The sequence below is a fragment of the Martinezella rhizogenes genome (assembly GCF_000799715.1).
GTDB classification, from domain to species: domain Bacteria; phylum Pseudomonadota; class Alphaproteobacteria; order Rhizobiales; family Rhizobiaceae; genus Rhizobium; species Rhizobium rhizogenes_C.
On sequence record NZ_JUHG01000018.1, the window covers coordinates 20,947 to 45,055 of the forward strand.

General features: G+C 60.5%; 22 protein-coding genes and 1 tRNA gene. 11 read left to right on the top strand and 12 right to left on the bottom strand.

The window, feature by feature from the left end:
- Positions 1-356 precede the first annotated feature (356 nt).
- Complete coding sequence (locus tag EX00_RS26305) at positions 357-620, top strand: SEL1-like repeat protein (RefSeq protein WP_047464578.1); 264 nt, start codon at positions 357-359, stop codon at positions 618-620.
- A 138-nt stretch (positions 621-758) separates the two neighbouring features.
- On the opposite strand, the gene EX00_RS26310 is transcribed toward EX00_RS26305, so the two are convergent.
- Positions 759-1,871: a pyridoxal phosphate-dependent aminotransferase gene (locus tag EX00_RS26310; protein WP_047464580.1), complete on the bottom strand. Its 1,113-nt coding sequence runs from the start codon at positions 1,869-1,871 to the stop codon at positions 759-761.
- An 84-nt stretch (positions 1,872-1,955) separates the two neighbouring features.
- Positions 1,956-2,357 carry a PilZ domain-containing protein gene (locus EX00_RS26315; RefSeq protein WP_047464582.1) on the bottom strand — a complete coding sequence of 134 codons (402 nt, stop codon included), beginning with the start codon at positions 2,355-2,357 and terminating at the stop codon, positions 1,956-1,958.
- A 214-nt stretch (positions 2,358-2,571) separates the two neighbouring features.
- Between EX00_RS26315 and EX00_RS26320 the strand changes: the two genes are divergently transcribed.
- The 3 genes from EX00_RS26320 to EX00_RS26330 all read left to right on the top strand — a co-directional run bounded on the left by EX00_RS26320 (position 2,572) and on the right by EX00_RS26330 (position 5,132).
- Complete coding sequence (locus EX00_RS26320; RefSeq protein ID WP_047464584.1) at positions 2,572-3,018, top strand: baeRF12 domain-containing protein; 447 nt, start codon at positions 2,572-2,574, stop codon at positions 3,016-3,018.
- Between the two features lie 242 nt (positions 3,019-3,260).
- On the top strand, positions 3,261-3,698 hold the full coding sequence (locus EX00_RS26325) for a glyoxalase superfamily protein (protein ID WP_047464586.1): 438 nt from the start codon (positions 3,261-3,263) through the stop codon (positions 3,696-3,698).
- A gap of 66 nt (positions 3,699-3,764) precedes the next feature.
- Positions 3,765-5,132, top strand: a complete 1,368-nt coding sequence (locus tag EX00_RS26330) for an MATE family efflux transporter (protein WP_047464587.1) — start codon at positions 3,765-3,767, stop codon at positions 5,130-5,132.
- A gap of 49 nt (positions 5,133-5,181) precedes the next feature.
- Here EX00_RS26330 and iolB read toward each other — a convergent pair whose 3' ends face one another.
- From iolB to EX00_RS26355, 5 genes are all read right to left on the bottom strand, one after another.
- Positions 5,182-5,979 carry a 5-deoxy-glucuronate isomerase gene (iolB, locus tag EX00_RS26335; protein WP_047464589.1) on the bottom strand — a complete coding sequence of 266 codons (798 nt, stop codon included), beginning with the start codon at positions 5,977-5,979 and terminating at the stop codon, positions 5,182-5,184.
- A gap of 13 nt (positions 5,980-5,992) precedes the next feature.
- Positions 5,993-6,910: a myo-inosose-2 dehydratase gene (iolE, locus tag EX00_RS26340; RefSeq protein ID WP_047464591.1), complete on the bottom strand. Its 918-nt coding sequence runs from the start codon at positions 6,908-6,910 to the stop codon at positions 5,993-5,995.
- Between the two features lie 68 nt (positions 6,911-6,978).
- Positions 6,979-8,829: a 3D-(3,5/4)-trihydroxycyclohexane-1,2-dione acylhydrolase (decyclizing) gene (gene iolD, locus EX00_RS26345; RefSeq protein WP_047464592.1), complete on the bottom strand. Its 1,851-nt coding sequence runs from the start codon at positions 8,827-8,829 to the stop codon at positions 6,979-6,981.
- A 25-nt stretch (positions 8,830-8,854) separates the two neighbouring features.
- Entirely contained in the window at positions 8,855-10,789 is a 1,935-nt protein-coding gene (locus tag EX00_RS26350) for a bifunctional 5-dehydro-2-deoxygluconokinase/5-dehydro-2-deoxyphosphogluconate aldolase (RefSeq protein WP_047464593.1), read from the bottom strand.
- Between the two features lie 183 nt (positions 10,790-10,972).
- The gene (locus EX00_RS26355) at positions 10,973-11,848 is read right to left on the bottom strand and encodes a MurR/RpiR family transcriptional regulator (RefSeq protein ID WP_047464595.1); all 876 of its coding nucleotides are present in this window, start codon (positions 11,846-11,848) and stop codon (positions 10,973-10,975) included.
- 231 nt (positions 11,849-12,079) lie between these two features.
- On the opposite strand from EX00_RS26355, the gene EX00_RS26360 reads away from it, so the two are divergent.
- The 3 genes from EX00_RS26360 (at position 12,080) to EX00_RS26370 (ending at position 14,779) form a co-directional block, all read left to right on the top strand.
- Positions 12,080-13,198 carry a Gfo/Idh/MocA family protein gene (locus tag EX00_RS26360; RefSeq protein WP_047464596.1) on the top strand — a complete coding sequence of 373 codons (1,119 nt, stop codon included), beginning with the start codon at positions 12,080-12,082 and terminating at the stop codon, positions 13,196-13,198.
- Positions 13,199-13,343: 145 nt separating this feature from the next.
- The gene (locus EX00_RS26365) at positions 13,344-14,561 is read left to right on the top strand and encodes an NAD(P)/FAD-dependent oxidoreductase (protein ID WP_047464598.1); all 1,218 of its coding nucleotides are present in this window, start codon (positions 13,344-13,346) and stop codon (positions 14,559-14,561) included.
- Positions 14,562-14,689: 128 nt separating this feature from the next.
- Positions 14,690-14,779: transfer RNA gene (locus EX00_RS26370), tRNA-Ser, on the top strand.
- A gap of 91 nt (positions 14,780-14,870) precedes the next feature.
- On the opposite strand, the gene pdxR is transcribed toward EX00_RS26370, so the two are convergent.
- Complete coding sequence (pdxR, locus tag EX00_RS26375; protein WP_047464599.1) at positions 14,871-16,334, bottom strand: MocR-like pyridoxine biosynthesis transcription factor PdxR; 1,464 nt, start codon at positions 16,332-16,334, stop codon at positions 14,871-14,873.
- A gap of 72 nt (positions 16,335-16,406) precedes the next feature.
- Here pdxR and EX00_RS26380 point away from each other — a divergent pair, with 72 nt between their 5' ends.
- The gene (locus EX00_RS26380; RefSeq protein ID WP_047465164.1) at positions 16,407-17,039 is read left to right on the top strand and encodes an FMN-binding negative transcriptional regulator; all 633 of its coding nucleotides are present in this window, start codon (positions 16,407-16,409) and stop codon (positions 17,037-17,039) included.
- 41 nt (positions 17,040-17,080) lie between these two features.
- On the opposite strand, the gene arsK is transcribed toward EX00_RS26380, so the two are convergent.
- The 4 genes from arsK to EX00_RS26400 all read right to left on the bottom strand — a co-directional run bounded on the left by arsK (position 17,081) and on the right by EX00_RS26400 (position 20,295).
- Positions 17,081-18,355, bottom strand: coding sequence for an arsenite efflux MFS transporter ArsK (gene arsK / locus EX00_RS26385; RefSeq protein WP_047464600.1), 1,275 nt, complete (start codon positions 18,353-18,355; stop codon positions 17,081-17,083).
- The gene (arsB, locus tag EX00_RS26390) at positions 18,355-19,410 is read right to left on the bottom strand and encodes an ACR3 family arsenite efflux transporter (protein ID WP_047464601.1); all 1,056 of its coding nucleotides are present in this window, start codon (positions 19,408-19,410) and stop codon (positions 18,355-18,357) included. Before arsB ends, arsK begins: the two co-directional genes overlap by 1 nt.
- Positions 19,411-19,419: 9 nt before the next feature.
- Positions 19,420-19,845: an arsenate reductase (glutaredoxin) gene (arsC, locus tag EX00_RS26395; RefSeq protein WP_047464603.1), complete on the bottom strand. Its 426-nt coding sequence runs from the start codon at positions 19,843-19,845 to the stop codon at positions 19,420-19,422.
- An 87-nt stretch (positions 19,846-19,932) separates the two neighbouring features.
- Entirely contained in the window at positions 19,933-20,295 is a 363-nt protein-coding gene (locus tag EX00_RS26400; protein WP_047465167.1) for an ArsR/SmtB family transcription factor, read from the bottom strand.
- 46 nt (positions 20,296-20,341) lie between these two features.
- Between EX00_RS26400 and EX00_RS26405 the strand changes: the two genes are divergently transcribed.
- The 3 genes from EX00_RS26405 to EX00_RS26415 all read left to right on the top strand — a co-directional run bounded on the left by EX00_RS26405 (position 20,342) and on the right by EX00_RS26415 (position 24,069).
- Positions 20,342-20,866, top strand: a complete 525-nt coding sequence (locus EX00_RS26405; protein WP_047464606.1) for a DUF6428 family protein — start codon at positions 20,342-20,344, stop codon at positions 20,864-20,866.
- Positions 20,867-21,467: 601 nt separating this feature from the next.
- The gene (locus EX00_RS26410) at positions 21,468-22,529 is read left to right on the top strand and encodes a porin (protein WP_047464608.1); all 1,062 of its coding nucleotides are present in this window, start codon (positions 21,468-21,470) and stop codon (positions 22,527-22,529) included.
- 472 nt (positions 22,530-23,001) lie between these two features.
- The gene (locus EX00_RS26415) at positions 23,002-24,069 is read left to right on the top strand and encodes a porin (RefSeq protein WP_047464611.1); all 1,068 of its coding nucleotides are present in this window, start codon (positions 23,002-23,004) and stop codon (positions 24,067-24,069) included.
- The last annotated feature ends 40 nt before the right edge of the window (positions 24,070-24,109 follow it).

Genomic DNA, 24,109 nt, shown 5'->3' on the forward strand with positions numbered 1-24,109 from the left:
TTTGTCTGCCCTGTTCGTCGCACCGAAAAACAGGAAGTCTTATGCCAGCAGCTGTTTTCATGGTGAAGGAAGAGTTTAAATCCAAATCTTAACAATGGGTAAAACTCGCGCAAAAGTCCTTAATTTGCAAGGGAAGCGATGTTTAACAAAATCCCAAATTTACCAAGCATTTGTACTTTGTTTGCATCGAATTAAGCATGCATTTTAGCCGTTTTTTGAAAGCCGTCTGCGATAGTGAAGCCATCAAACGAGCGGGGCAAACCCGCCGACCGGAAGGACCATCAAGCTGCGATAGACGGCAAGGTCCCAACGGAAAACAGGGCAGACGCAACGAGACTGAAACAGGGATAAAACCGATGGCACGCTTCGAAATTCCGATGTCTGAAATGGCCATGATGGGTGGCAACAGCGCCGATGCCCTTTGCGAAATGGGTGTCAATTATGCGACCGGCAGGGGCTGCAAGGCAGACCCGGTTGCCGCCCACAAATGGTTGAATATCGCCGCCATCAAGGGCAGCGACCGCGCCGCCGAGCTTCGCGCCGACGTCGCCGCCACGCTGACCAAGATGCAGCTTGCCGCAGCGCTCCGCGCCGCCCGCGAATGGATAACCATGCACTGAAGCGTGCCACAAAGAATACGACAACAATAACCTCAAAAGAGGGACGACCGGCAGCGAGTGGAAAAGCGCGCCGCCTCGAACAGGGAGACCGCGACCGGCCGGAAACAAGGCCGGCGCGGTTTTTTGTTATTTCCTGATTTAGCCGATGGCCTTCAGCACCCTCGGCAGGGCTTCCGCCAGAAGATCGAGATCTTGGCTGGGGCCGACGCTGATGCGGATGCAGCGGTTGAGCGGCGCCACGCCCGGCATGCGGATGAAGACGCCGTGCTCGATCAGCCCATCGACGATCGCACGCGCATAGGTTCCGTCGCGGCCGCAATCGATGGCGACGAAATTGGTGGCGGAGGCGAGCGGCGAGAGCCCGTTGTCGCGGGCGATCATGCCGATTTGTTCACGGGCCGCGTGGATCTTGCCGACGACTTCGGCGAGATAGGTCTGGTCCTTCAGCGCGGTGAGTGCCGCCGCCGTCGCCAGCCGGTTCATGCCGAAATGATTGCGGATCTTATCGAACGCCAGCACCGTTTCCGGCACGCCGATGGCGTAGCCGACGCGGGCGCCGGCAAGGCCGTAAGCCTTGGAGAAGGTGCGGGTGCGCAACACATTCGGCAGATCGATCAGCGCGGAGATGTCAGGCAAGGAATTGGCCGGCCCGGTCTCGCTATAGGCTTCGTCGAGGATGAGCAGGCAACTTTCCGGCAGGGCGCGGGCGAAGGCGACGATCCTGTCGGCATCCCACCAGCTTCCCATCGGATTGTCTGGGTTGGCGAAGTAGACGAGTGGCGCATTCTCCCGGCGGACCGCGTCCAGCAGTCCGTCAAGATCCTCGCGGTCGTTGACATAGGGCACCGTCACCAGCCGCCCGCCGAAACCGACGACATGGAAATTGAAGGTCGGATAGCCGCCGAGTGAGGTAACGACCGGTGTTCCAGGCTCGATGATCATGCGAGCGATCAGGCCGAGCAGGCTGTCGATGCCTTCGCCGACGGCGATGTTTGCAGGCTTGACGCCGAGATGCGCGGCCAGCGCCTCTTTTAGCGTGAAATTTTCCGGATCGTTGTATTTCCAGATGTCGCCAGCATTCTCGCGCATCGCTTCGATGACGGAGGGAGCGGGACCAAAGCCGTTTTCATTGGCGCCGATACGCGCCCGAACGGTCAGTCCGCGCTGACGTTCGAGAGCTTCTGGGCCGACGAAGGGCACGGTGGAGGGAAGGGCGCTGATCAGCGGGGTGAAGCGCGAAAAGGCGGACATTCTGGCTGGTTTTCCCAAATTCTGTTGCAAGGCGCTGCACAATAAGCGCTTGGCGGGCGGTTGCAAGAGCGGAAGAGGTTGCCTTCAGGCGCGCGCAATTCTCTTGCCGCGCGCGGCCAGTGCCTCGGTGTTGCCGATCATGAAATCGGCGCGGACGACGCGTCTCAACGTTTCCGGCTCGAGCAGATTGATGAAGCGAACGTAGATGCGATTGTCGATCCGGCTGACCTCGGCGCAGGCGATGCGATAGGCGAGACCGAGGATGTTCAGATAGTAGTGCGCCGGCAGCCCGACGGTGGTGCCGACAAAGAAGCTGGCGCCGCCCCGCGAAATGTCGACGATCTCGGCGCTGCGCACGGAAATACCCGTCAGGCATGGGCGCACGGCAATGAGACGCGCTGGACGCTGAACGTTGAATCGTTCCCAGCTTCGTTCGTAGACTTCGGATTTGACTTTCGCCAGATGCGTTGAGCGAAGCATTGTCATTCCCCATTGGAGGCGGCCCGAATTCATCTCGGTACAGCATGAACCTTGCACGGAGGTTTTGCATAAGCGTCAATCGTGCCCGTCGAATTTTAACGAAACGGCGCTTTCGCGGTCGATCGGGCGCCTACTCCTCTCGAATCTGACGTTTTTTGAACCCTTAGCATCATCAGGCGTTCCCTCTTAGACATGACACGAAAGCATGAGGACAGGGATAATGGTTGATATCAGGATTGCTCGCGGGACATGGGTCGTCATTTGTAACGGCGCCAAGGCATTGATGCTGGAGAACGCGGGCGGTGGCCTGCAGCCGGACTTACAAACGCGCGAAACCCTGGAGCAGCCGGGCGCCCCCGATCGGGAGCTCGGCACGGATAAGCCGGGACGCACCCATCAGGCTGGTGGCGTTGGTGGCAGCGCCGTGGAAGAAACGGCATGGCAAGACCAGGCGGAGGAGGAGTTCCTGAAGGGCGTGGCGGGGAAGATCGATGCGCTCGTGCAGAGCAAAGGCATCAAGAGTGTTATCCTCGTAGCACCGCCCCGCGCGCTCGGCATGCTGCGGCCGCAGCTGGGCGCGCAGTCGCAGACGGCCATCGTGGCCGAGCTTGCCAAGGACCTGACGAATTTCCCGGTTGATCAGATCAAGCGCTATCTGGCCGCCTGAGAAAGGCGCGAACGGTTTTTTCTTGGTGTTTCGAGCCACGACCCGCATTCCGGCGCCTTCTTGACAGGGGCTTCCGCTTCAACCATACGAAGACATGGTTAGAGGCGCCGGCCGCTCGCGGATGAAAATCCAAGGTGAAGCCCTCGCGAATATGGTCACAGCCATTTGAAGGTGTGCTGACTGACGGTAATGCGAGCCCCGATTTGCAGTCGTAAAAGCATGCCTTAGAAAAGGCTGATACCGTGACGACGATTTATCCGTCCATCGATGAACTGAAGGTGCAAGCTAGGCGCCTGCGCCAGGCCATGGCCGAGCGCGGCAACGACATTGCCCATAGCGCCGCGCTGGAGCTGGTTGCCAAGCAACATGGCCTGCGCGACTGGAATACGCTGTCGGCGCTGGCTGCGAAGCCGAATGACGCCCCTCGTGTGTCATTTGCGGTCGGTTCCGCCGTTCGCGGCCGCTATCTGAACCAGCCCTTCACCGGCAAGATTCTAGCCCTTTCGGAACAGTCCGGCGGGCTCCACAAGGTCACTATCCATTTCGACGAACCGGTGGATGTCGTGACCTTCGAGAGCTTTTCGGCTTTTCGCCGGCGCATCAACGCTCAGATCGATGCCGATGGCATTTCACCGCGCAAGACATCGGACGGCGTGCCGCATCTGGTACTCGACATCTGACCATCCTCTTTTTATCGATGGATCGCGGCCGCCCCTGGTGGCGCGCGATACCGCGTGGATATTGCCATGACCAAACAGTCCGAAAATAATATCTTCCTGACCGGCTGGCTGCCGGGCGTCTTTGCCCGCACGGCCGCGCCGATCATCATGATCACGACCATCAGCGGCCTCTTCGCCGTCGTCGACGCCTATTTCCTTGGTATCTATGTTGGCGCCGACGCGCTGTCTGCGGTCAGCCTGATCTTTCCGGCGCTCATGCTGCTGATCGCCCTGCAATCCCTGGTCTCAAACGGCATGGCGAGCATTTTGGCGCGCCGCTTGGGGGCGGGGAATCGGGTGGGAGCGAGGCAGGTCTTTACCGCGGCCCATGCGCTCGCCTTCGTGGTGGTGATCCTGATCAACCTCCTCTATTGGACGGTCGGCCGGCACGTCATCGTCGCGAGTGCAGCCGGAGACGCCGCAGTTGCCGCCAATGCCAATGCCTTCATGGGGGTCATGGTCGGCTTCGCGCCGGTCAGCTTCCTGCTGTCGTTGCACATTGACGCCCTGCGTTGCGAGGGCAAGATCGGCTTTATGACGCTGGTGACGCTTGCTTCGACACTGCTCAATATCCTTGCCAATTGGCTGCTGATCGCGGTCGCACATTGGGGCGTTGTCGGGTCGGCCAGCGGCTCGATCGCAGCGCAGTTCATCTGCCTGACGATCATTCTCGCCTATCGCTGGCGTCATCCCGCAGCACTCAGACCGGCGATGACGATCGCGATCTCTGAATGGCGTGGAATCCTCGCCTTCGGTGCGCCGATGAGCCTCGGCTTCATCGGGATATCGCTGAGTTCGGCGGCAATCCTCTTCAACCTGTCGATCTGGCATGAGGGCGATTATGTCACGACGGTCGCGGCTTACGGGATCATCACCCGGGTGATGACCTTTACCTACCTGCCACTGCTCGGCCTCAGCATCGCCCTGCAAACCATCTCCGGTCACAATCACGGCGCAGCTCATCCTGCCCGTGTCGGCGGCAGCCTGCAGATCGCCATGGTGTCGGCGCTGATCTATTGTGCGGCGGTGGAACTGGTCGTGGAGTTGCTTGCCCGGCACCTTGGCGCTGTCTTCGTCGGCGATGCGGTCATCGTCGCCGAGGTCGGGCGAATCTTGCCCTGGACGATCGGCGCTTACTTCCTCTATGGGCAGATGATGATGCTCTCGTCCTATTTCCAGTCGATCGGCGATGCGAAGCGGGGTGCGATCTTCGGGCTGTCGCGGCCCTATTTGTTCACGTTGCCGCTGACATTCCTGCTGCCCTTCGTCTTCGGCGAACGTGGAATCTGGATGGTGCCGGTCTTTGCGGAGGCGGGGATGTTCGCGCTTGCATGGCTGGTTCTGTCGCGCAACGCCCGGGATCGCGGCTGGCGATATGGATTGCTGCCGGCGTAACAAAAAAGGCCGCGCTGTCGAGGCGCGGCCTTTTCAATATCCAGGGAGGTTATGCCTTAACTAGCCACTCATGCTCCGGCGCATTGTAGAATTTCCACACGCGCTTCGGACCGGCCATGACGTTGAGATAATAGAGATCATAGCCATGGCATGCGGCGCAGGGGTGATATCCCCTCGGCACCAGTGTCACGTCACCATCTTCCAGCGCCATGGCTTCATCCAGCGACCGGTCGTCCGTATAGACGCGCTGGAAGGCGAAGCCCTGCGGCGGGTTGAGGCGATGATAGTAGGTCTCCTCGAGGAAGCTCTCGTTCGGGAGATTGTCCTGATCGTGCTTGTGCGGCGGATAGGAAGAGGTGTGGCCACCCGGCGTGATCACTTCGACGACCAGCAGGGAATGCGCCGCGCCATCGTCTTCCGGCATGATATTGTTGACGTGGCGGACATTGGTGCCCTGGCCGCGTGTCACAGGCGGATGCGTACCCGGCGGAATGGCGCGGGCCTCATAGGAGCCGCCGCCCGGAGCCGAGCAGACGGCAAGTTCCAGCTCGGTTTCCGCGGTCACCGACCAGCTTGAACCGGCTGGAATATAGAGCGCGTGGGGCGCGCCCTCGAAGGGGCTCATGCGGCCGCCGAGCAGGCCAAAATCCTTGGTGCCCGTCTTGGCGCTTCCCTTGCCGCTGACCCAGACCAGGCAGACTTCGCGATCGCCGGTCTCGGCTGAAGCCGTTTCGCCCGGCTTCAGCCGGTGAAGGTCGAAGCCGACATAGGTCCAGCCAGCGGTTTCGGGCGTGACATGGGTGACGCGGCCATGGGAGCCATCAGGTCTAACCTTGAGATTTGGCATGGGCGTTTTTCCTCTATCCCTTGGGAAAACCTTCGGTTTCCACCGTATAACCTGCAGCCGTCATGACGCGCATCAATTCGGCATGGCCGATCTCGGCCATTTTCTGAGGCGGAGCGTTGCGCGGATCCTGTTCGGCCTCGACGACGAACCAGCCTTCATAGCCGTAACCGGCCAGACGCTGGACGATGGCGCCGAAATCGAGCGAGCCGTCGCCCGGCACCGTAAACGCGCCGAGCGCGACAGCATCGAGGAAGGATTGCCGGCTGCGGTCCAGCCCATCCACGACAGACTTGCGGATATCCTTGACGTGAACGTGGTTGATGCGGGCATGGTGATTGTCGATGGCGCGCAGGACGTCGCCGCCGGCAAATGCGAGGTGACCGGCATCAAGCAGAAGCGGAATGCCTGCACCCGAATAGCGCATGAAGGCGTCGAGTTCCGGCTCGGTTTCCACGACGGCGGCCATGTGATGGTGATAGGAGAGCGGCATGCCCTGATCGGCGCACCATTCGCCGAATTGGGTCAGGCGATGCGCATAGGCCTTCATCTCGTCATCCGACAAGCGCGGCTTGGTGGCGAGCGGCTTGGAGCGGTCGCCCTGGATGGAGCGGCCGACTTCGCCATAGACGATGCAGGGTGCATTGACCGCCTTGAACAGCTCGATCATCGGAGCGATGCGGTCCTTGTTGGCGGCAAGCTCCTCATCGACCAGCGTGCCGGAGAACCAGCCGCCGCAAAGGGTTACGTCGGCGGCGCGCAGGATGGGCAACATCACCTCGGGATCATCCGGGAAGCGGCGGCCCTTTTCCATGCCGATGAACCCGGCGCCGCGCGACTGCCGCAGGCATTCCTCGAGGGACACGTCGTCGCTAAGCTCAGGAAGATCGTCGTTCCACCATGCGATGGGCGACATGCCGAGTTTGGCCTTCATCAATAGTCTCCTTAAAGGCATCGTTTGGAGGAGCAGCAACGCTCCTCCAGAAAAATGACAGAAATCGATCAGCGGATACGCTGGGCGCCGCGTGCTTGTTCATAGGCCGCGCGGGCCTTGTTGACCTGCGGGCGAGGGCTGACCTCGGGAACGGCGACATCCCACCAGTGCCCGCCTTCGCTCGTTGTGATCAGCGGATCGGTATCGATGACGAAGACCGAGGTGCGATCATTCTTTTTCGAGGCTTCGATCGCCTGCTCCAGCTCGGCAATCGAGGCAACCTTGACGGCAATGGCGCCCATGCTTTCCGCATGTGCCCGGAAGTCGATCTCCGGCATTACCTCATAGTAGGAATCCTTCAGCAGATTGTTGAAGTTCGCACCGCCGGTTTCCATTTGCAGTCGGTTGATGCAGCCGTAGCCTCTGTTATCGAGCAGCACGATGTTGAGCTTGAGGCCGAGCATGACCGAGGTGGCGATCTCGGAGTTCAGCATCATGTAGGAGCCGTCGCCGACCATGACGATGACGTCCTTTTCCGGGCAAGCCATCTTGGTGCCAAGGCCGCCGGCGATCTCGTAGCCCATGCAGGAGAAGCCATATTCCATATGGTAGCTGCCGGGAACCGTCGCCGGCCAGAGCTTGTGCAGCTCTCCCGGCAGGCCGCCGGCCGCGCAGACGGAAATGGCATTCTCTCCACCGAGCGTACGAGTTACCGCGCCGATGACCTGGGCGTCGGAGGGAAGGGCGGCATTGGTCGAGGCCAATGCTTTGGCCGCAGCTTCGACCCAGATCTTCTTTTCTTGGGTCGCCTTTTCCAGGAGCGCTGCTGGCGCCCGCCATCCGGCGAGCCCTGCCGAAAGCGCCTTCAGTCCTTCGCGCGCGTCGCAAACCAGCGGCCGTCCGTCATGCTTCGATGCGTCATATGCCGCGATATTGAGGCCGAGGATGGAGAGTTTTTCGTTCTTGAACAGTGCCCAGGAGCCGGTTGTGAAGTCCTGGCAGCGCGTGCCCACAGCGATGATCAGATCCGTGTCTTCGGCAATCGCGTTCGCAGCCGAAGTCCCGGTCACGCCGACAGAGCCGAGCGCCAGCGGATGACGCTCGTCGATTGCCGATTTGCCGGCCTGGCTGACGACGACGGGGACACCGTGTGTCTCTGCAAACTCCGTAAGTTCCTTGGTCGCCCGCGAATAGAGTACACCGCCGCCGGCGATGATGACCGGCTTCTCAGCCTTGCGGATGAGCGCAATCGCCTCGGCGAGTTCGTCCGCATCCGGCTGGGGGCGGCGTGTCGTCCAGATGCGCTCCTCGAAGAAGCTTTCGGGATAGTCGAAGGCTTCCGCCTGCACATCCTGGCAAAGCGAAAGCGTCACGGGGCCGCAATCGAGCGGGTCGGTCAAGACCTGCATGGCGCGCTTCAGCGCGGTGATGATTTGTTCGGGCCGGGTGATGCGATCGAAATAGCGAGAGACCGAACGGAAGGCGTCATTGGCGGACACCGTGCCGTCGCCGAAATCCTCGATCTGCTGCAACACCGGATCGGGCGCGCGATTGGCGAAGACGTCGCCCGGCAGGAAGAGCACGGGAATGCGGTTGACATGCGCGACGCCGGCGGCGGTCACCATATTGAGAGCGCCTGGGCCGATCGAGCTGGTGCAGGCCATGAAGCGCTGTCGGAAGCTCGCCTTGGCATAGGCGATGGCGGCGTGCGCCATGCCTTGCTCATTGTGCGCACGATAGGTCGTCAGCTCGTCGCGCACCTGATAGAGCGCTTCACCGATGCCGGCGACGTTGCCATGGCCGAAGATCGCCCAGACGCCGCCGAAGATCGGCAGCTTCTGACCATCGATCACGGTCATCTGCTTCGTGAGGAAATGTGTGACGGCCTGTGCCATCGTCAATCGGATCGTCTTGCCCATGGGGCGCCTCCCAAATGCTTCTAAACTATTGCAGGCCGCGGGTTTTCAACCACGCCTGGGTCAGTTGCCCGAAGCGGCCGGCCATGTCGGCGATCGCTTCCTCGTCGTTCATGCCGCCCGATAGCCAGGCACGCGCCGCATCGGAAAAGATCGTCCGCCCGACGGCGAAACCCTTGACCGAAGGTGCTGCCAGCGTGGCTTCGAAGCTACGCATCAGTTCTTCCGCCGGTGCCTCCAGGCCAAGCAGCACGATACCGCGGCACCATGGATCATTTTTGGCGATCACGGCATCGATTTTTTTCCAGGCAGCGGTCGAATCCTGTGGTTCCAGCTTCCACCAGTCGGGCTTGATGCCGAGCGCGTAGAGCTCTTCCATCGCGGTTGCGACCGTGTCGTCGGTGAGCGGGCCATTCTTGCCGGCGATGATCTCGACCAGCAGTTCGCGGCCGACCTTGCGGGCGGCTTCGAACAGGGTGCGCAGCTTCTCCTGCTGCTCCGCTTTCAGCTCCTTGGGATCGTCCGGATGATAGAAGCACAGGCATTTGATGCAATGGTTGAGCGGCCATTCGACGAGCTGCGAGCCGATATCCTGGCTGAATTCGAATTTCAGCGGCTTGGAACCCGGCAGTTCGACGGGGCGACCGATCCAGGAAAAATTCTTGGTGGCGGCATCGAAGAAGGCATCACGACCGAAGCGCTCGTCGATCAGCATGCCATAGCCGGAACGACCGCCCGACACCCGCGCTGCCGCTTCGACCGCCAGACGCTTGAAGGCGACGATCTTGTCATGACCGACACCCAGTTCGTCGGCGACGCTGACCAGCTGCGAACGGTGATCGATGGCCAGCGCCATCAGGAGCGGGATGTCGCCGTTGCGGGTCGAGGCCCAATGGATGTGGTTGATCGCCTCGTCCTTGCGCAGCGCCCGGTGCTCGCTGCCCGTCTTCAGGAAGAAGTCGAGTTCGGCCCAGGTCGGATATTCCGGCGAGCACAGCAGACGCGAGACCGCGAAGGCGCCGCAGGCGTTCGCCCAGGTGGCGCAGGTCTTCAGCGGCTCGTTGCGCAGATAGCCGCGCAGGAAGCCGGACATGAAGGCATCGCCGGCACCGAGCACGTTGAACACTTCGATCGGGAATCCCTCGCCGACGATACCGGCTTCAAGGTCATCCGAGATCGGCCCGTCATAGACGATGCAGCCCATGGCGCCGCGCTTGAGCACGATGGTCGCAGGCGATAGACGACGGATTTCCTTCAGCGCGCCGAGCACGTTGTCGACGCCCGAGCCGATCATGATCTCTTCTTCCGTGCCGATGATGAGATCGCAATCCGGCAGTGTCTCCCTCATCTTCGAGGATACGCGATCCGACTTCACATAACGCTCGAAGCCCTCGGCATGGCCGGCGAGGCCCCAGAGGTTCGGGCGATAGTCGATATCGAAGATCACCTTGCGTCCGTTCGCCTTGGCGATGCGGATCGCCTTGCGCTGGGCTGCCTCGGTATTCGGCTTGGAAAAATGCGTGCCGGAGACCAGCACGGCGCGGGAGGACTTGATGAAGTCCTCATCGATGTCGTTTTCGTCGAGCGCCATGTCGGCGCAGTCGGAGCGATAGAAGATCATTGGCGAAACGCCTTCGGCCTCGACCGCCAGCAGCACCAGCGCCGTCAGCCGTTCCTTGTCGGTGGCGATCCCCTGGACATCAACGCCTTCGCGCGCCGTCTGCTCGCGGATGAAGCGGCCCATCTGCTCGTCGCCGACGCGAGTGATGAGACCGGATTTCAGGCCGAGCCGGGCCGTGCCGATGGCAATGTTGGCCGGGCAGCCGCCGACCGATTTGGCGAAGGAGGCGATATCCTCCAGCCGCGAGCCGATCTGCTGGCCGTAAAGATCGACGGAAGAGCGGCCGATGGTGATGACATCGAGTGTCGCCTCCGGCTGAGTGCCAGGATTGTCGTGTGCCATGATGTCCTCCCGTCCAGGCATGATCCGGGAAACTCTTCAGTTTCTCCTTGGGTCATGCGTCATTGAAAGTCCCGGTGTGTCTTCGTTTCGTCCGGGTTGTGGTCGATTTCGCGGCCGTCTCCCGAGACCGTGAATATGGATGTAATGAAACAGTGGTTCCGAAATTTTGTCAATTCGGAATATTTATTCCATTTTAGTTTTCTGAGGTTTTCCTGTCGTCTCTTTCCGCCGTCGCTCGGCAATGGCGACGGGAAAGGCCATGATCAGTGCCATGGACGCCGACAAGGAGCGGAAGCCGGCAAAATCCGCCTCTGCCACTTCGAACCAGTGGGTGGCGCAAGCCGTGAGGGGCGAAAAGGCCGAATCGGTGATGGCGATGACCGGCACGTTCCGCGCGGCAAGGTCCTGCGCCTGCAACAGGCTTTCGGCGGCATAGGGGGAGAAGCTTGCGGCGATCGCCGCATCCTTCTCGGTCGCAAAGCGCGCGATCTCGCCATCGATACCGTTCGGCGAGGCGACGATCTGATGACGGATGTTCAGCTTCGAAAAGGCGTAGGTCAGATGCGCCGTCAGCGGATAGGAGCGACGCTTGGCGATCAGATAGATGGTCTCGGCTGCCGCGAGCACATCCACCGCCTTGGCGAAGGTATCGGTCTCGATGGTGGCGGCAAGCTTGTTGACCGACTGGCTGGCGGCCGAGAGAAAGCCGGAGAGAATGCCGGCCTCTTCATCCTTGATGCCGGATTGCTCGAGCGTGATCAGCCGCTCCTCATAGCTCAGCGTCCGGTCGCGCAGCCGCTCGCGGAAGATGCTCTGCAGGTCGGAAAAGCCTTCATAACCGAGGTGATGCGCGAGGCGCACCAGCGTCGATGGCTGGACTTCGGCGGCAGCGGCAATGCTCGCCGTCGTGCCGAAGGCGATTTCGTCGGGATTGGCAAGCGCGAAGGCGGCGACCTGCGCCAGCCGCTTCGGCATGGAATCCTTGCGCTCTATGATAATGCTGCGCAGGCTTTCGAAATCTCGCGGCACCTTGGTTCGCGTTTCGATGCTGTTATCCATGCCCCGCCTCTCGCCACCATGTCCGTGAATGAAACAAACGTTCCATATTTCGAACGATAACGGATTTTGAAACACTCGGCACGATTATTTTTAAGTATATGAATTTATGCTGTTAAATTACGATTATTCCGACCTTCCGACATAACTACTCAACGGGCCCGCTTGTCAAAACGGTCTAAATATTCCAAAAAATGCGCATGCTTCAGAGGGAAGCTTGTGGAGGAAACGGAAATGAAGCCATTGGGCGTGGGATTGATCGGAACTGGCTATATGGGCAAATGCCATGCGCTGGCCTGGAATGCGGTCAAGACCGTGTTCGGTGACGTCGAGCGGCCGCGCCTCGTGCATCTTGCCGAGGCCAATGCCGATCTGGCGCGGTCGCGCGGCGATGAGTTCGGTTTCGAAAAGGCGACCGCCGACTGGCGCGCGCTGATCGCCGATCCCGAAGTCGATGTCGTCTCCGTCACCACCCCCAATCAATTTCATCCGGAAATGGCGATCGCGGCGCTGGAAGCCGGCAAGCACGTCTGGTGCGAAAAGCCGATGGCGCCGGGCTATGCGGATGCCGAACGCATGCTGAGCGCGGCCAAGGCCTCGGGCAAGGTTGCCATCCTCGGCTACAACTATATCCAGAATCCGGTGATGCGGCATATCAAGCAGCTGATCGGCGAGGGCGCTATCGGCGAGGTCAATCATATCCGCGTCGAGATGGACGAGGATTTCATGGCCGATCCGGAAGGCCTGTTCTACTGGAAGAGCGAACTCACCTCCGGTTACGGCGCGCTCGACGATTTCGCGGTGCATCCGCTGTCGCTGCTCTGGTTCCTGTTCGGCCATGTCGAGGCCGTTATCACCGACATGGCAAAGCCCTACGCCGAACGGCCCCTGAAGGAAGGTGGCCGGCGCACTGTGGAGAATCACGATCTCGCCAATGTGCTGATGCGGCTCGGCGGCGGTATTTCCGCCGTGCTGATGGCGAATCGCTCCGCCTGGGGCCGCAAGGGCCGCATCGCGCTGCAGATCTTCGGCTCGAAGGGCTCGATCACCTACGATCAAGAGCGCATGAACGAATTCGAGCTCTATCAGGCTGATGGCAGGGGCTCTGAACAGGGGTTCCGCAAAGTCCTCGCGGCTCCCGCCCACAAGCCCTATGACCGGTTCATCCCTGCGCCCGGCCACGGCCTCGGTTTCAACGACCTGAAGATCATCGAGTGCCATGAACTGATCCGCGCCATTTCCGGCGATACGGCGTCGGTCATCAGCTTCGCGGACGGCCTGCGCATCGAAAAGTCGGTGCATGCCATGGCGCGTTCCTTCCATGAGCGCCGGTGGGTTGACGTAACAGCTTAAGGGTCTGCCCTAATTTCTGCCCGATCCGAGATGCAAGGTCAGCTGCAATTGACGCTTGCAAGGGTAAGCGTTACCCCTGAAATCCATAGGCGCGACGTCCTATATCAGGACGGCGAGCCGCTATAACTATAATGGAGTAAGGATCGTGACGGGCAGATTGGTCATTGTCGGGGCCGGGCAGGCCGGGTTCGCGCTTGCCGCCAAATTGCGGGCACTCGGAGATCTGAGGCCGATCACCATCGTCGGCGCGGAAGAAAGCCTTCCCTATCAGCGCCCACCGCTGACCAAGAAGTACCTTCTCGGCGAAATGGCCTTCGACCGGCTGCTGTTCAGGCCGGAGCACTGGTATGCCGACAACAATGTCGAGATCCGCCTGTCCACCTGGGTCGAGCAGATCAAGCGCGCCGCAAAGCAGGTTATCATGCAGGACGGCTCCGCGCTCGACTACGAGACGCTGGCGCTGACGACCGGTGCCACGCCGCGCCGGCTGCCGTCCGCTGTCGGCGGCGCCCTCGAGGGCGTTTATGTCGCCCGCGACAAGCGAGATGCCGATCAGCTCGCAGCCGAGATGCGCGCCGGCCGCCGTGTTCTTATCATCGGCGGCGGTTATATCGGCCTTGAAGCGGCGGCTGTCGCCCGCCATCGCGGTCTTGAAGTCACCCTCATCGAAATGGCTGACCGAATCTTGCAGCGTGTCGCTGCCAAGGAGACGGCCGACATCATGCGGGTGATCCACCGGGAACATGACGTCGTCATTCGGGAGAAGACCGGTCTCAAGCAGCTGATCGGCAAGAATGGTCACGTCGTTGCCGCCGAGCTGTCCGACGGCTCCACCATCGATGTCGATTTCGTCATCGTTGGCATCGGCGTCGCCCCGAACGACCGGCTCGCCAAGGAAGCGGGCGTGGAGGTCGGCAACGGTATCATCGTTGATTCGCTTACCCGCACCTCCGATCCCTCGATCTTCGCCGCGGGCGATTGCGCCGAACTCCCTTGGAACGGCGGCCGCATCCGCCTCGAATCGGTCCAGAACGCCGTCGATCAGGCCGAAGCCGCAGCCGCGATCATCGCCGGTGGAAACGCCGCCTACGATCCGAAACCCTGGTTCTGGTCGGATCAATATGACGTTAAGCTCCAGATCGCCGGCTTCAACCTCGGTTACGACGAGACTCTTCTGCGCCCCGGCACCCGCGAAGGATCGGCTTCGGTCTGGTATTTCAGGCAAGGCCATTTCATCGCCGTCGACGCCATCAACGACGCAAGGGCCTATGTGACCGGCAAGAAGCTGCTGGAAACCGGCATCAACCCGGCAAAGTCCGCTCTCGCCGATCCGTCAACAGATCTCAAGCAGCTCCTGGCCTGACAGAGGTCGCAAGCCGACTATCGGGTTCCTCCCCGCAGGACGCACATATTGCCGAATGCAGGGAGAACACGCGTACAGGCGAAAAAGGGCTTGCGTCGATAAATGAATGGCCCTATCAGGGCCGCACCGGAGAGGTGGCCGAGTGGTCGAAGGCGCTCCCCTGCTAAGGGAGTATACCAGTGATGGTATCGTGGGTTCGAATCCCATCTTCTCCGCCATTTTCCTAAAAATGCGACAAGCCGGTACCGCTGAATTCTTCCTTCAGCGGTCGCAAGGTACGCTCTAGGCGTCAGTCGCGACAGGGATCTTTCACAACAGCACCGTCGCCAGCGCATCCACTCCACGTTCGATCTGATGCTCGTCAAGGCTCGCATAGCCGATGATGAAGCCGGCGCGATCGGGCCGGTAGGGTGCATCAGCGGCCGCATAAGTCGGCGTCACGGGATAAAGGCCGATTCCCGCTTGCCGGGCGCGTTCGATCAGCTGGCTTTCCTCGCTTGCGGATTTGGCGTTGCACCAGACGATGACATGCAGGCCGGCATCGGCGCCGACTATCGTGAGGCGGTCGCCGAGTTTGGCGCGCAACGCGGCAAGCAAGGTTGCCCGCCTGGCGGCGTTGCGTCGCCGCGTCCGGCGGATGTGTCGTTCATAGGCGCCGGTCGCAATCAGCGTTGCGGCCGCTTCCTGTTCGAGCTGCGGCGAATGACGATCGGTGAGCCGCTTGGCGGCCGCGAATGCATCGCTCAACTCCTGCGGCACGACCATGTAGCCGATGCGAAGCGTCGGCGACAGCGTCTTGGAGAGAGTGCCCAGGTAGATGACATTGTCCGCCCCGCCCAGCGTCTGAAGCGGTGGGATCGGCGCAATATCGTAACGGTATTCGCCGTCGTAATCGTCCTCCATCACATAGGCACCGCATTGTCGCGACCAGGCGAGCAGTTCGTTGCGGCGTCCGATCGGCATGACTCCGCCGAGCGGGAATTGATGCGAAGGTGTTACAAAGGCCAGCCGCGCGTCGATGGCGGGTAGCAAGGAGGTCTTCAGCCCTTCATGATCCGCCGGGACCGGCACGACGGTCGCGCCGACAGCCGTGAAAACGTTTCGTGCCATCGCATAGCAGGGGTCTTCGATCACCACGGTATCGCCGGGATCGACGAGCAGGCGGGTGCAGAGGTCGAGCCCTTGCTGCGATCCGTTGACGATAATGAGCTGGCCCAGCTCGCAGCGAATGCCGCGTGCCCGCCAGAGATAGGCTTGCAGTGCCGCGCGGAGCGCAAGGCTGCCGCGAGGGTCGTCATAGGCCAAGCGGTCCCGCCGTCGTTTGAGGGTGTCGTCGACCGCCCGTTTCCACAGAAGCGTCGGAAAGTCCGATGCGGCCAGGTCTCCATAGCGAAAATCGGCGATCAGCTTTGATGGATTGTGCGGCGGCGGATGTGGGAGCGCCTGCAACCGTTCGCCATAGGCGGAGAGATGGCGTCTGGTCGTTGCCGTTGAAGCGGCTCGCTCCGGAGGAGATTCGACCGGGCGCAGCATGGCGACGCGGGTACGCGCGCCTTGTCTGCTCTCTATGAAGCCTTCCGACAGCAATTGTTCATAGGCGATCGTGACCGTCGAGCGCGCCACGCCAAGCTCGGTTGCGAGCGAGCGGGTCGAGGGCATGGGCGAGCCGGAGGCATAGATACCGTTTGCGATCTGCGCCTTCAGCTCCTCATAGATGCGGCGCGCGCCGAGCCTGGGCGCTTGGCCGGCTCCATCCTCTGGCTGGTCTTCCATTTATTCTCCAAACTGGCCGTTTATAACATGCCAGTGTGCAGCTATTGCTCCGGAAAACCAAGGATGATTTCCATGTATGTTCCGCCAGCCTTTCGGGAGGACGATCCCACCGAACTTCACGCCATGATGCGCGAAGCGCGCCTCTGCAATTTCATCACTGCAACCGCGGACGGATTGTTCTCGACGCCGTTGCCGCTGTTTCTTGAGCCGGGCGAGGGCGAGCATGGCACGCTCTACGGTCATCTTGCCCGGGCCAATCCGCAATGGAAGACGCCGGCGCTCGGCGAGGCCCTCGCCATCTTCATGGGCCCGGACGCCTATATCAGCCCGTCCTGGTATGCGACCAAGCGGGAGCACGGCAAGGTCGTGCCGACCTGGAACTATGCCGCCGTGCATGCCTATGGGCCGGTGGAGTTCTTCGAGGATGCGGATAGATTGCTTGAAGTCGTGTCGCGCCTGACCAATCTTTACGAACGGCCGCGCGCCGAGCCATGGGCCGTGACGGATGCGCCCGAGCCCTTCATCAAGGCCCAGCTCAGGGGCATTGTCGGGCTGCGCATGCCCATCGGCCGGATCGAAGGCAAACGTAAGATGAGCCAGAATCGCAGCGCGGCGGACCGGGCGGGTGTCGCCGAGGGGCTCGGCGAGAGTGATCGGCCGACGGACCGGATCGTTGCTGGCCTTATTCCCGTGGATGATGATTGAGATTGTTGCTGCCGCCAGTGGTCTCTCAGGGGCCAGTGGTGTCAGCCCACGCGCGGCCGATCGTACAATCGGGCAATCCCCATAAATGCCAGCAAGGCTCCGCTTCCAAGAATGGCGGTGAACGTCAATGCCCAGCTCACGCCGATATTCTCCATCAGCAGGGCGAAGGCGAAGGGCGCGGTCGAGGAGACGATCAGGCGCACCGACATGAGCTGACCCTGGCGGGCGCCGTATCCCTCACTGCCGAAGAGAGCCAGGGGTAATACGCCGCTGACAATGCTGTAAAGCCCGTTACCCATGCCGAACAGTACGGCGAACGCCAATGCTCCGGGGACGGAGGGAGCGGTCAGAAGCAGCAACGCAGCGGATGCCGGCAGCAGTGCGCCGGAGATCATCGCAAGCCTGAGTTGGGGCAGGTTCTTGCCGAACATCATGTTGATGAAGCGGCTTGTAACCTGCGCGGGGCCGAAGAGCGTGCCGACCATGACGCCTACGACGCCAAGCCCCAGCGCCGCGAGAAGCGGCAGCATATGCACGAGAATGGCCGAGCTGACGAAGCTCTGGAGCGCAAAGCCGATCGCCAGGAGAATGAAGCCTCTCCGTCGCGCGGCGAGCGGAAGGCTGCCATCGACGGCTGCTGTTGGCGCCGTGGTGTCGGCGTCGCCCATTCCGTCAGGAGGCCGGGTCCGCCGCGACAACCAGGCGTGGATCGGCAGGCAGATGAAAAGGTTCATCGCCGCGAAGACGGCATACACTTGCTGCCACGACAATACATTGTGAAGGGCCGTGGTGATCGGCCAGAAGATCGTGGAGGCAAAACCGGCGATCAGCGTCAGGTGGACGATGCTGCGCTGCGCGGTGCGAGGCTGTTGCTGCACGAGAAGAGCGAAGGCGGCACCGTATTGCACCAGCGTCGAGGCGATCTCGATGGCGATCAGCGCCGGCACGAAGGCGATGCCGACCGGCGCCAGGGCACAGGCGATCAAAGCGACTGCCGCCGCCAGCGACCCTATCGTCATGATGCGCGCGGCGCCATATCGGTCGATCCAGCGGCCCGCCCATGGCGCGGCCAGGCCGCCGATCAGCAGCGCGCCGGACAGCGCGCCGAAGATCCATTCCGTCGGCCATCCAAAGTCTCGCGCCATGGCGGGCGCGAGAATGCTGAAGCTGTAATAGAGCGTGCCGTAGCCGATGATCTGCGTCAGGCCGAGCGCGGAAATAACGAGCCAGGGTCTTGCGCGCGGCGAACGTGTTGAGGGCTTCGCGGGCGGTCCGTCGAGGCAATCGGTGGAGGCATCCGCGAGATCGCCGGACATCAGTGGTGGGCCTCGGCGACTGCCGCGACCCTGTCGCCACGCTCGTACCAGCCCTTGGATCGGTTCACCACCCAGACGACGGTAAGCATGACCGGCACTTCGATCAGTACGCCGACGACGGTGGCGAGTGCAGCGCCGGAATGGAATCCGAACAGGCTGATCGCGGCGGCGACGGCGAGTTCGAAGAAGTTCGACGCTCCGATCAGCGTGGAAGGACCTGCGACGCAATGCTGCTCGCCGGCAATGCGGTTCAGCAGATAGGCAAGCCCGGCATTGAAATAGACCTGGATCAGGATCGGCACCGCAAGGAGCGCGATGACCAGGGGTTGTGCAACAATCTCTCCGCCCTGGAAGCCGAACAGCAGCACCAGTGTCGCCAGCAGCGCCACGAGTGAGACCGGGCCGAGCCTGGCCAGTAGCCGATCGAGAGCTCCTTGCCCGCCGGAGGCGAGCAATCGGCGGCGCAGGAGCTGTGCGATGATCACTGGAATGACGATGTAGAGCACGACCGACAGGACAAGCGTGCCCCATGGCACGGTGATGGCGGAAAGGCCGAGCAGCAGGCCGACGAGCGGCGCGAAGGCGACGACCATGATGGCGTCGTTGAGCGCTACCTGGCTTAGTGTGAAGTGCGGTTCGCCTTTGGTCAGGTTCGACCAGACGAACACCATGGCGGTGCAAGGCGCGGCGGCAAGGATGATCAGGCCGGCAATATAGCTGTCGATCTGGCCAGCCGGCAGATAGGGCCGGAACAGCCAGCCGATGAACAGCCAGCCGAGCAGTGCCATCGAAAAGGGTTTCACCGCCCAGTTGATGAACAGCGTCACGCCGATGCCGCGCCAATGACGGCCGACTTCGCCAAGGGCGGTGAAGTCGATCTTCAGCAGCATCGGAATGACCATCAGCCAGATCAATACGGCAACGGGCAGGTTGACCCGGGCAATCTCGGCCGCGCCGACGGCCTGGAATGCATCGGGCATGACGTGCCCGAGCGCGATGCCGACGACGATGCAGAGGGCGACCCAGAGAGTAAGATAGCGTTCAAAAATCGACACGATGTCTCCTCACGCCGTCGCGACACGGCGGCCGTGCTCATCGACGATCCGCTCGCCGTCTTCCTTGAAGAATTCGCCGAGTTGAGGCGGCAGCAGATCGAGAACCTCTTCGGATGGCCGGCAGAGCTTCACACCTTTCGGACTGATGACGATCGGCCGGTTGATCAGGATAGGATGCTGCATCATCGCGTCGAGAAGCTGGTCATCCGTCAGGTTCGGATCGCCAAGGCCGAGTTCCGCATAGGGTGTGCCCTTCTCCCGCAGCAGGTCGCGAACGGCTATTCCCATCCGCGCGATGAGCTGTATCAGCATCGCGCGCGATGGCGGCGTCTTCAGGTATTCGATGACATGCGGCTCGATGCCGGCATTGCGGATCAGCGCCACCGTGTTGCGCGAGGTGCCGCAGTCGGGGTTGTGGTAAATGATGACATCCATGATCTATCTCACTTTGCTTTGTTCCGGGGCGAGGTTGAGCCTTCGGATCGGGCGATTTCGTTGAAGATGCAATCTGATTGACCGGCATCACGCATGGGCGGCGTCCTTCTCGGGCTCGCAGCAGGAGGATAGCGCCGCAACAGCCGGACTGCACACATCGGGATGGCCCTGGCAGCAGTCGCGCATGAGGAATTCGATGACGCCGGAGAGCGCTGGATAGACGGCGGTGTAAACGATCGAGCGGCCCTCGCGCCGGGACTCGACCAATCCGGCGTGTTCGAGATGGCTCAGATGGAAGGATATGCGCGAGGAGGAGGCGCCATCCATGGCTTCGCCGATCAAACCGGCTGGCAATCCTTCGGGTCCGGCCGTCACCAGCAGGCGGACGATTCGCAGCCGGGTCTCCTGCGAAAGTGCCGCGAAAGCGTCGAGGGCTTGCTTTTCGTTCATCATCGCCTCAATATCTCAAGAGTAATTGAGATAAAGGTATATCAAGATGATTGGCGATGCCAGACCCCTGGAGATGAATTTTCACGGTGACACCACGCTCGATACACTCCTGATCGCGTTGGAGCCCCATGCCGGGAAAGAGTTGGTGATCGATTATGGCGGGCGGACGATCCGGCCCGGCTATCATGTCACCGAAGTCAAGGCTGGTTCGTTCGTTACGCTCGACTGCGGCGGGAACCCGGATGCCTGGCAGGAGACGATCCTGCAGGTCGAGGACATCGCGCAGGAAGGCGGGGATGGCTATTTGTCGGTCGGCAAATTTCGGGGAATTCTCGACCATGTTGCCCAGCGGGTCAAACTCGATGCCGGCGCGCGGCTCACCTTCGAGGTGGGGCCTCCCGACGCCGCCATGCAGGTTTTCGATGTTGATGGACTGGGTGTTGAGGCTGGCCGTATCGTATTGCGGCTTGTCGCTCGCTCGGCAATCTGCAAGCCAAGGCATCGGGTAAGGCAGGAGGTGGCCACATGCTGTGGTCCCAAGTCGGCTGGCAGAGACTGTTGCGCGGCATGAGGGTCGAGGGGTTGCGCTGAAAGAATACCCATTCCGACCCCATTTTCTATCATGGGCTTCAGCGAGCCTCTTTTGTCATTCCGCTGCAATCTTGTGGGCGAATAATCTGAATTGTCGGTCCCCCATCGAATCGGCCGCAACAGAATCGCGTGCTCGTGAGCATTGGTCCGGGACTTCGGAATGGCATTTGTCCGTTCCCGCCATTGACGGGGATTGCGGCAAATGTCGGAAATGGCGCGCGCGGTGTCGTTGATGTCACGAATTTGCCCCGGATCTGCCATGTTGGCAGCTTGCGCTGTTCCCGTACGCTCATTTAATATTGGCTCGTAAGTGCCGATACATTAAGGGCTTTCTTAACGAAGTCTAAACAAATGTGGCGCCCGTGTTGCTGACTTGTGTCCTTTCGGCAACAGGAATTGTGTAAGGCTCCTGTGAATCCCCCTTTCCGGCAAGATGTAGATTGCGTGACAGTTCGCGTCTTGTATTTTCAAATTCGGAAGCGAGGGCGATTGATCGTCCACTTCTTGAAACAAGAGGATGGGGCAGGGAATACCTTCGGGTAGTTCTCATTCTCGAATGAAACTTTGACTGGAGGTCAATAATGAACATCAAGAGCCTTCTTCTCGGCTCCGCTGCTGCGCTTGCAGCAGTATCCGGTGCTCACGCTGCTGACGCTATTGTCGCTGCTGAGCCTGAGCCGCTTGAATACGTCCGCATCTGCGACGCATACGGCGCTGGCTACTTCTTCATTCCGGGCACCGAAACCTGCCTCAAGATCGGCGGTAAGGTTCGTACGGAAGGTCAGTGGTACGACGCTTACAACCCGAAGAATGTTCGTGGCACGCTCTGGCACACCCGCGCTGAGTTGAACGTCGACACCGCGACCGACACTGAATACGGCCCGCTGAAGACCGAAACCATCATTCGTTGGGATTGGCAGGAAGGCAACTCCACCAACACCAACCTGCTGTGGGCTTACATCAGCCTCGGTGGCTTCACCGTTGGTAAGACCGACTCGCAGTACAACCAGTTCACTGGCTATGCTGGCGACGTCATCAACGACGACGTTGTCTATGACGGCCCGTACGAACTCAACCAGATCACCTACAACTATGACGCCGGCAACGGCTTCACGGCTGTGATCTCGCTTGAAGACAGCAACTCCGGTTCTGGTGCCACTGGCGTCAACGGCGAAGACAGCACGGATCATTACGCTCCGGACGTTGTCGCCGGTCTCGGCTACAAGGCTGGTGCATGGTCCTTCAAGGTTGTCGGTGGTTATGACTCCATCGTTGAAGAAGGCGCCATCAAGGCTCGCGTCGATGCTGACTTCGGCGTTCTCTCGGCCTTCGTCATGGGCGGCTGGAACACCGACGGTGACAAGCTGAACAAGTACGCAAGTGCTGGCAGCAGTGGCATTGCCGGTGATATCGGCTGGGGCGACTGGGCAGTTTGGGGCGGCGTTGGCGTTCCGATCAACGAAAAGCTGAAGTGGAACCTGCAGCTTGCCTACACCGACTCGAAGGTCTTCGCTGCTACCACGAACCTCAAGTTCAACCCGGTCAAGAACCTCCTGATCGAGCCGGAAGTCTCCTACAGCAACTGGGATTCGATCAACGAAGACCAGTGGGCTGGTATCCTCCGCTTCGAGCGTTCTTTCTAATCTGATTTGACTTCGGTCATGATCTGATTTGTCACGAAAGTGACAAAAAGCCCGGCTTTCGAGCCGGGCTTTTTGCGTTTCGGCGATAGCTGATCGGCTTTCGATTTCAGCATAACAGGGATGTCTTTGCTTATTTTATGTATTAGTTTTCTTTAATGTGGCGTATTTTTATAACTTGAGTTCTATTTGAAAGTAATTCCAAGTAGCACGCTGCTGAATCTATCTTTCTTGTGACACTTTTACGACGTGGTTTTTGTGCAACGCAAAATTCGAAACAGGCGTCACATACGCTTATAGTTTGTAACTGATATTGCTCTGCAAAATTCGATCTGTAGGTTCGCAAATCGGAAGCGGGACTTAGTTGTTTCGATTCTCCCGGATCAGGGGTCAACTTTGAACACAAGGTGGGGTGGGGCGCGTCGTTTTTCGGCGTGAATTCTCTTGCCTAATTAATATTGGAACTGGAGTTATTATGAACATCAAGAGCCTTCTTCTCGGCTCCGCTGCTGCGCTGGCAGCAGTTTCCGGTGCTCATGCAGCCGACGCTATCGTCGCTGCCGAGCCCGAGCCGCTTGAATACGTTCGCATCTGCGACGCCTATGGCGCCGGCTATTTCTTCATTCCGGGCACGGAAACCTGCCTCAAGATCGGCGGCATGGTCCGTACCGAAGGCGGCTGGTACAATGCTTACAAGGCCGGCCAGGAAGCAGGTGCTCGTGGCACCTACTGGCATACCCGCGCCGAACTGAGACTTTCTACCGCATCGGACACCGAATACGGTCCGTTGAAGACCAGCACGGTTTATCGTTTCGACTGGAACGACGGTAACTCTACCACCAACAAGCTGCTCTGGGCCAATATCAGCCTCGGCGGCTTCCTCGTTGGTAAGAATGATTCGGTCTACTCGACCTTCCTCGGCTATGCCGGCGACGTCATCAACGACGACGTGATCGAATATGGTATCAACGGTGGCGACGAGCTGAACCAGTTGACCTACAACTATGATGCCGGCAATGGCTTCACCGCCGTCATCTCGCTGGAAGATTCCAATTCCGGCACGGGCGCGACCGGCGCAAACCACGAAGACAGCTCCGACCACTATGCTCCGGACGTTGTTGCAGGTGCTGGCTACAAGGCCGGCTCGTGGCAGTTCCGTGTCGTCGGTGGCTACGACTCCATCGTCGAAGAAGGCGCTGTCAAGGCTCGCGTCGATGCAGACTTCGGCATTCTGACCGCTTTTGTCATGGGTGGCTACAACACCGATGGCAACAAGCTCAACAAGTATGCCGGCGCAGGCGGAGACGGTCTCGGCTGGGGTGACTGGGCTGTCTGGGGCGGCGTTGGCGTTCCGGTCAACGACAAGCTGAAGTGGAACGTGCAGGTTGCTTATGATGACCTGAAGACGCTCTCCGCGACGACGAACGTCAAGTTCAACCCTGTCAAGGACCTGCTGATCGAGCCGGAATTGACCTACACGAACTACGACGCCGCCGACAAGGATACCTGGGCTGGTATCCTTCGCTTCCAGCGTACGTTCTAATTCGGTTCGAAGAACCGGATTTGACATCACTCATATTCTG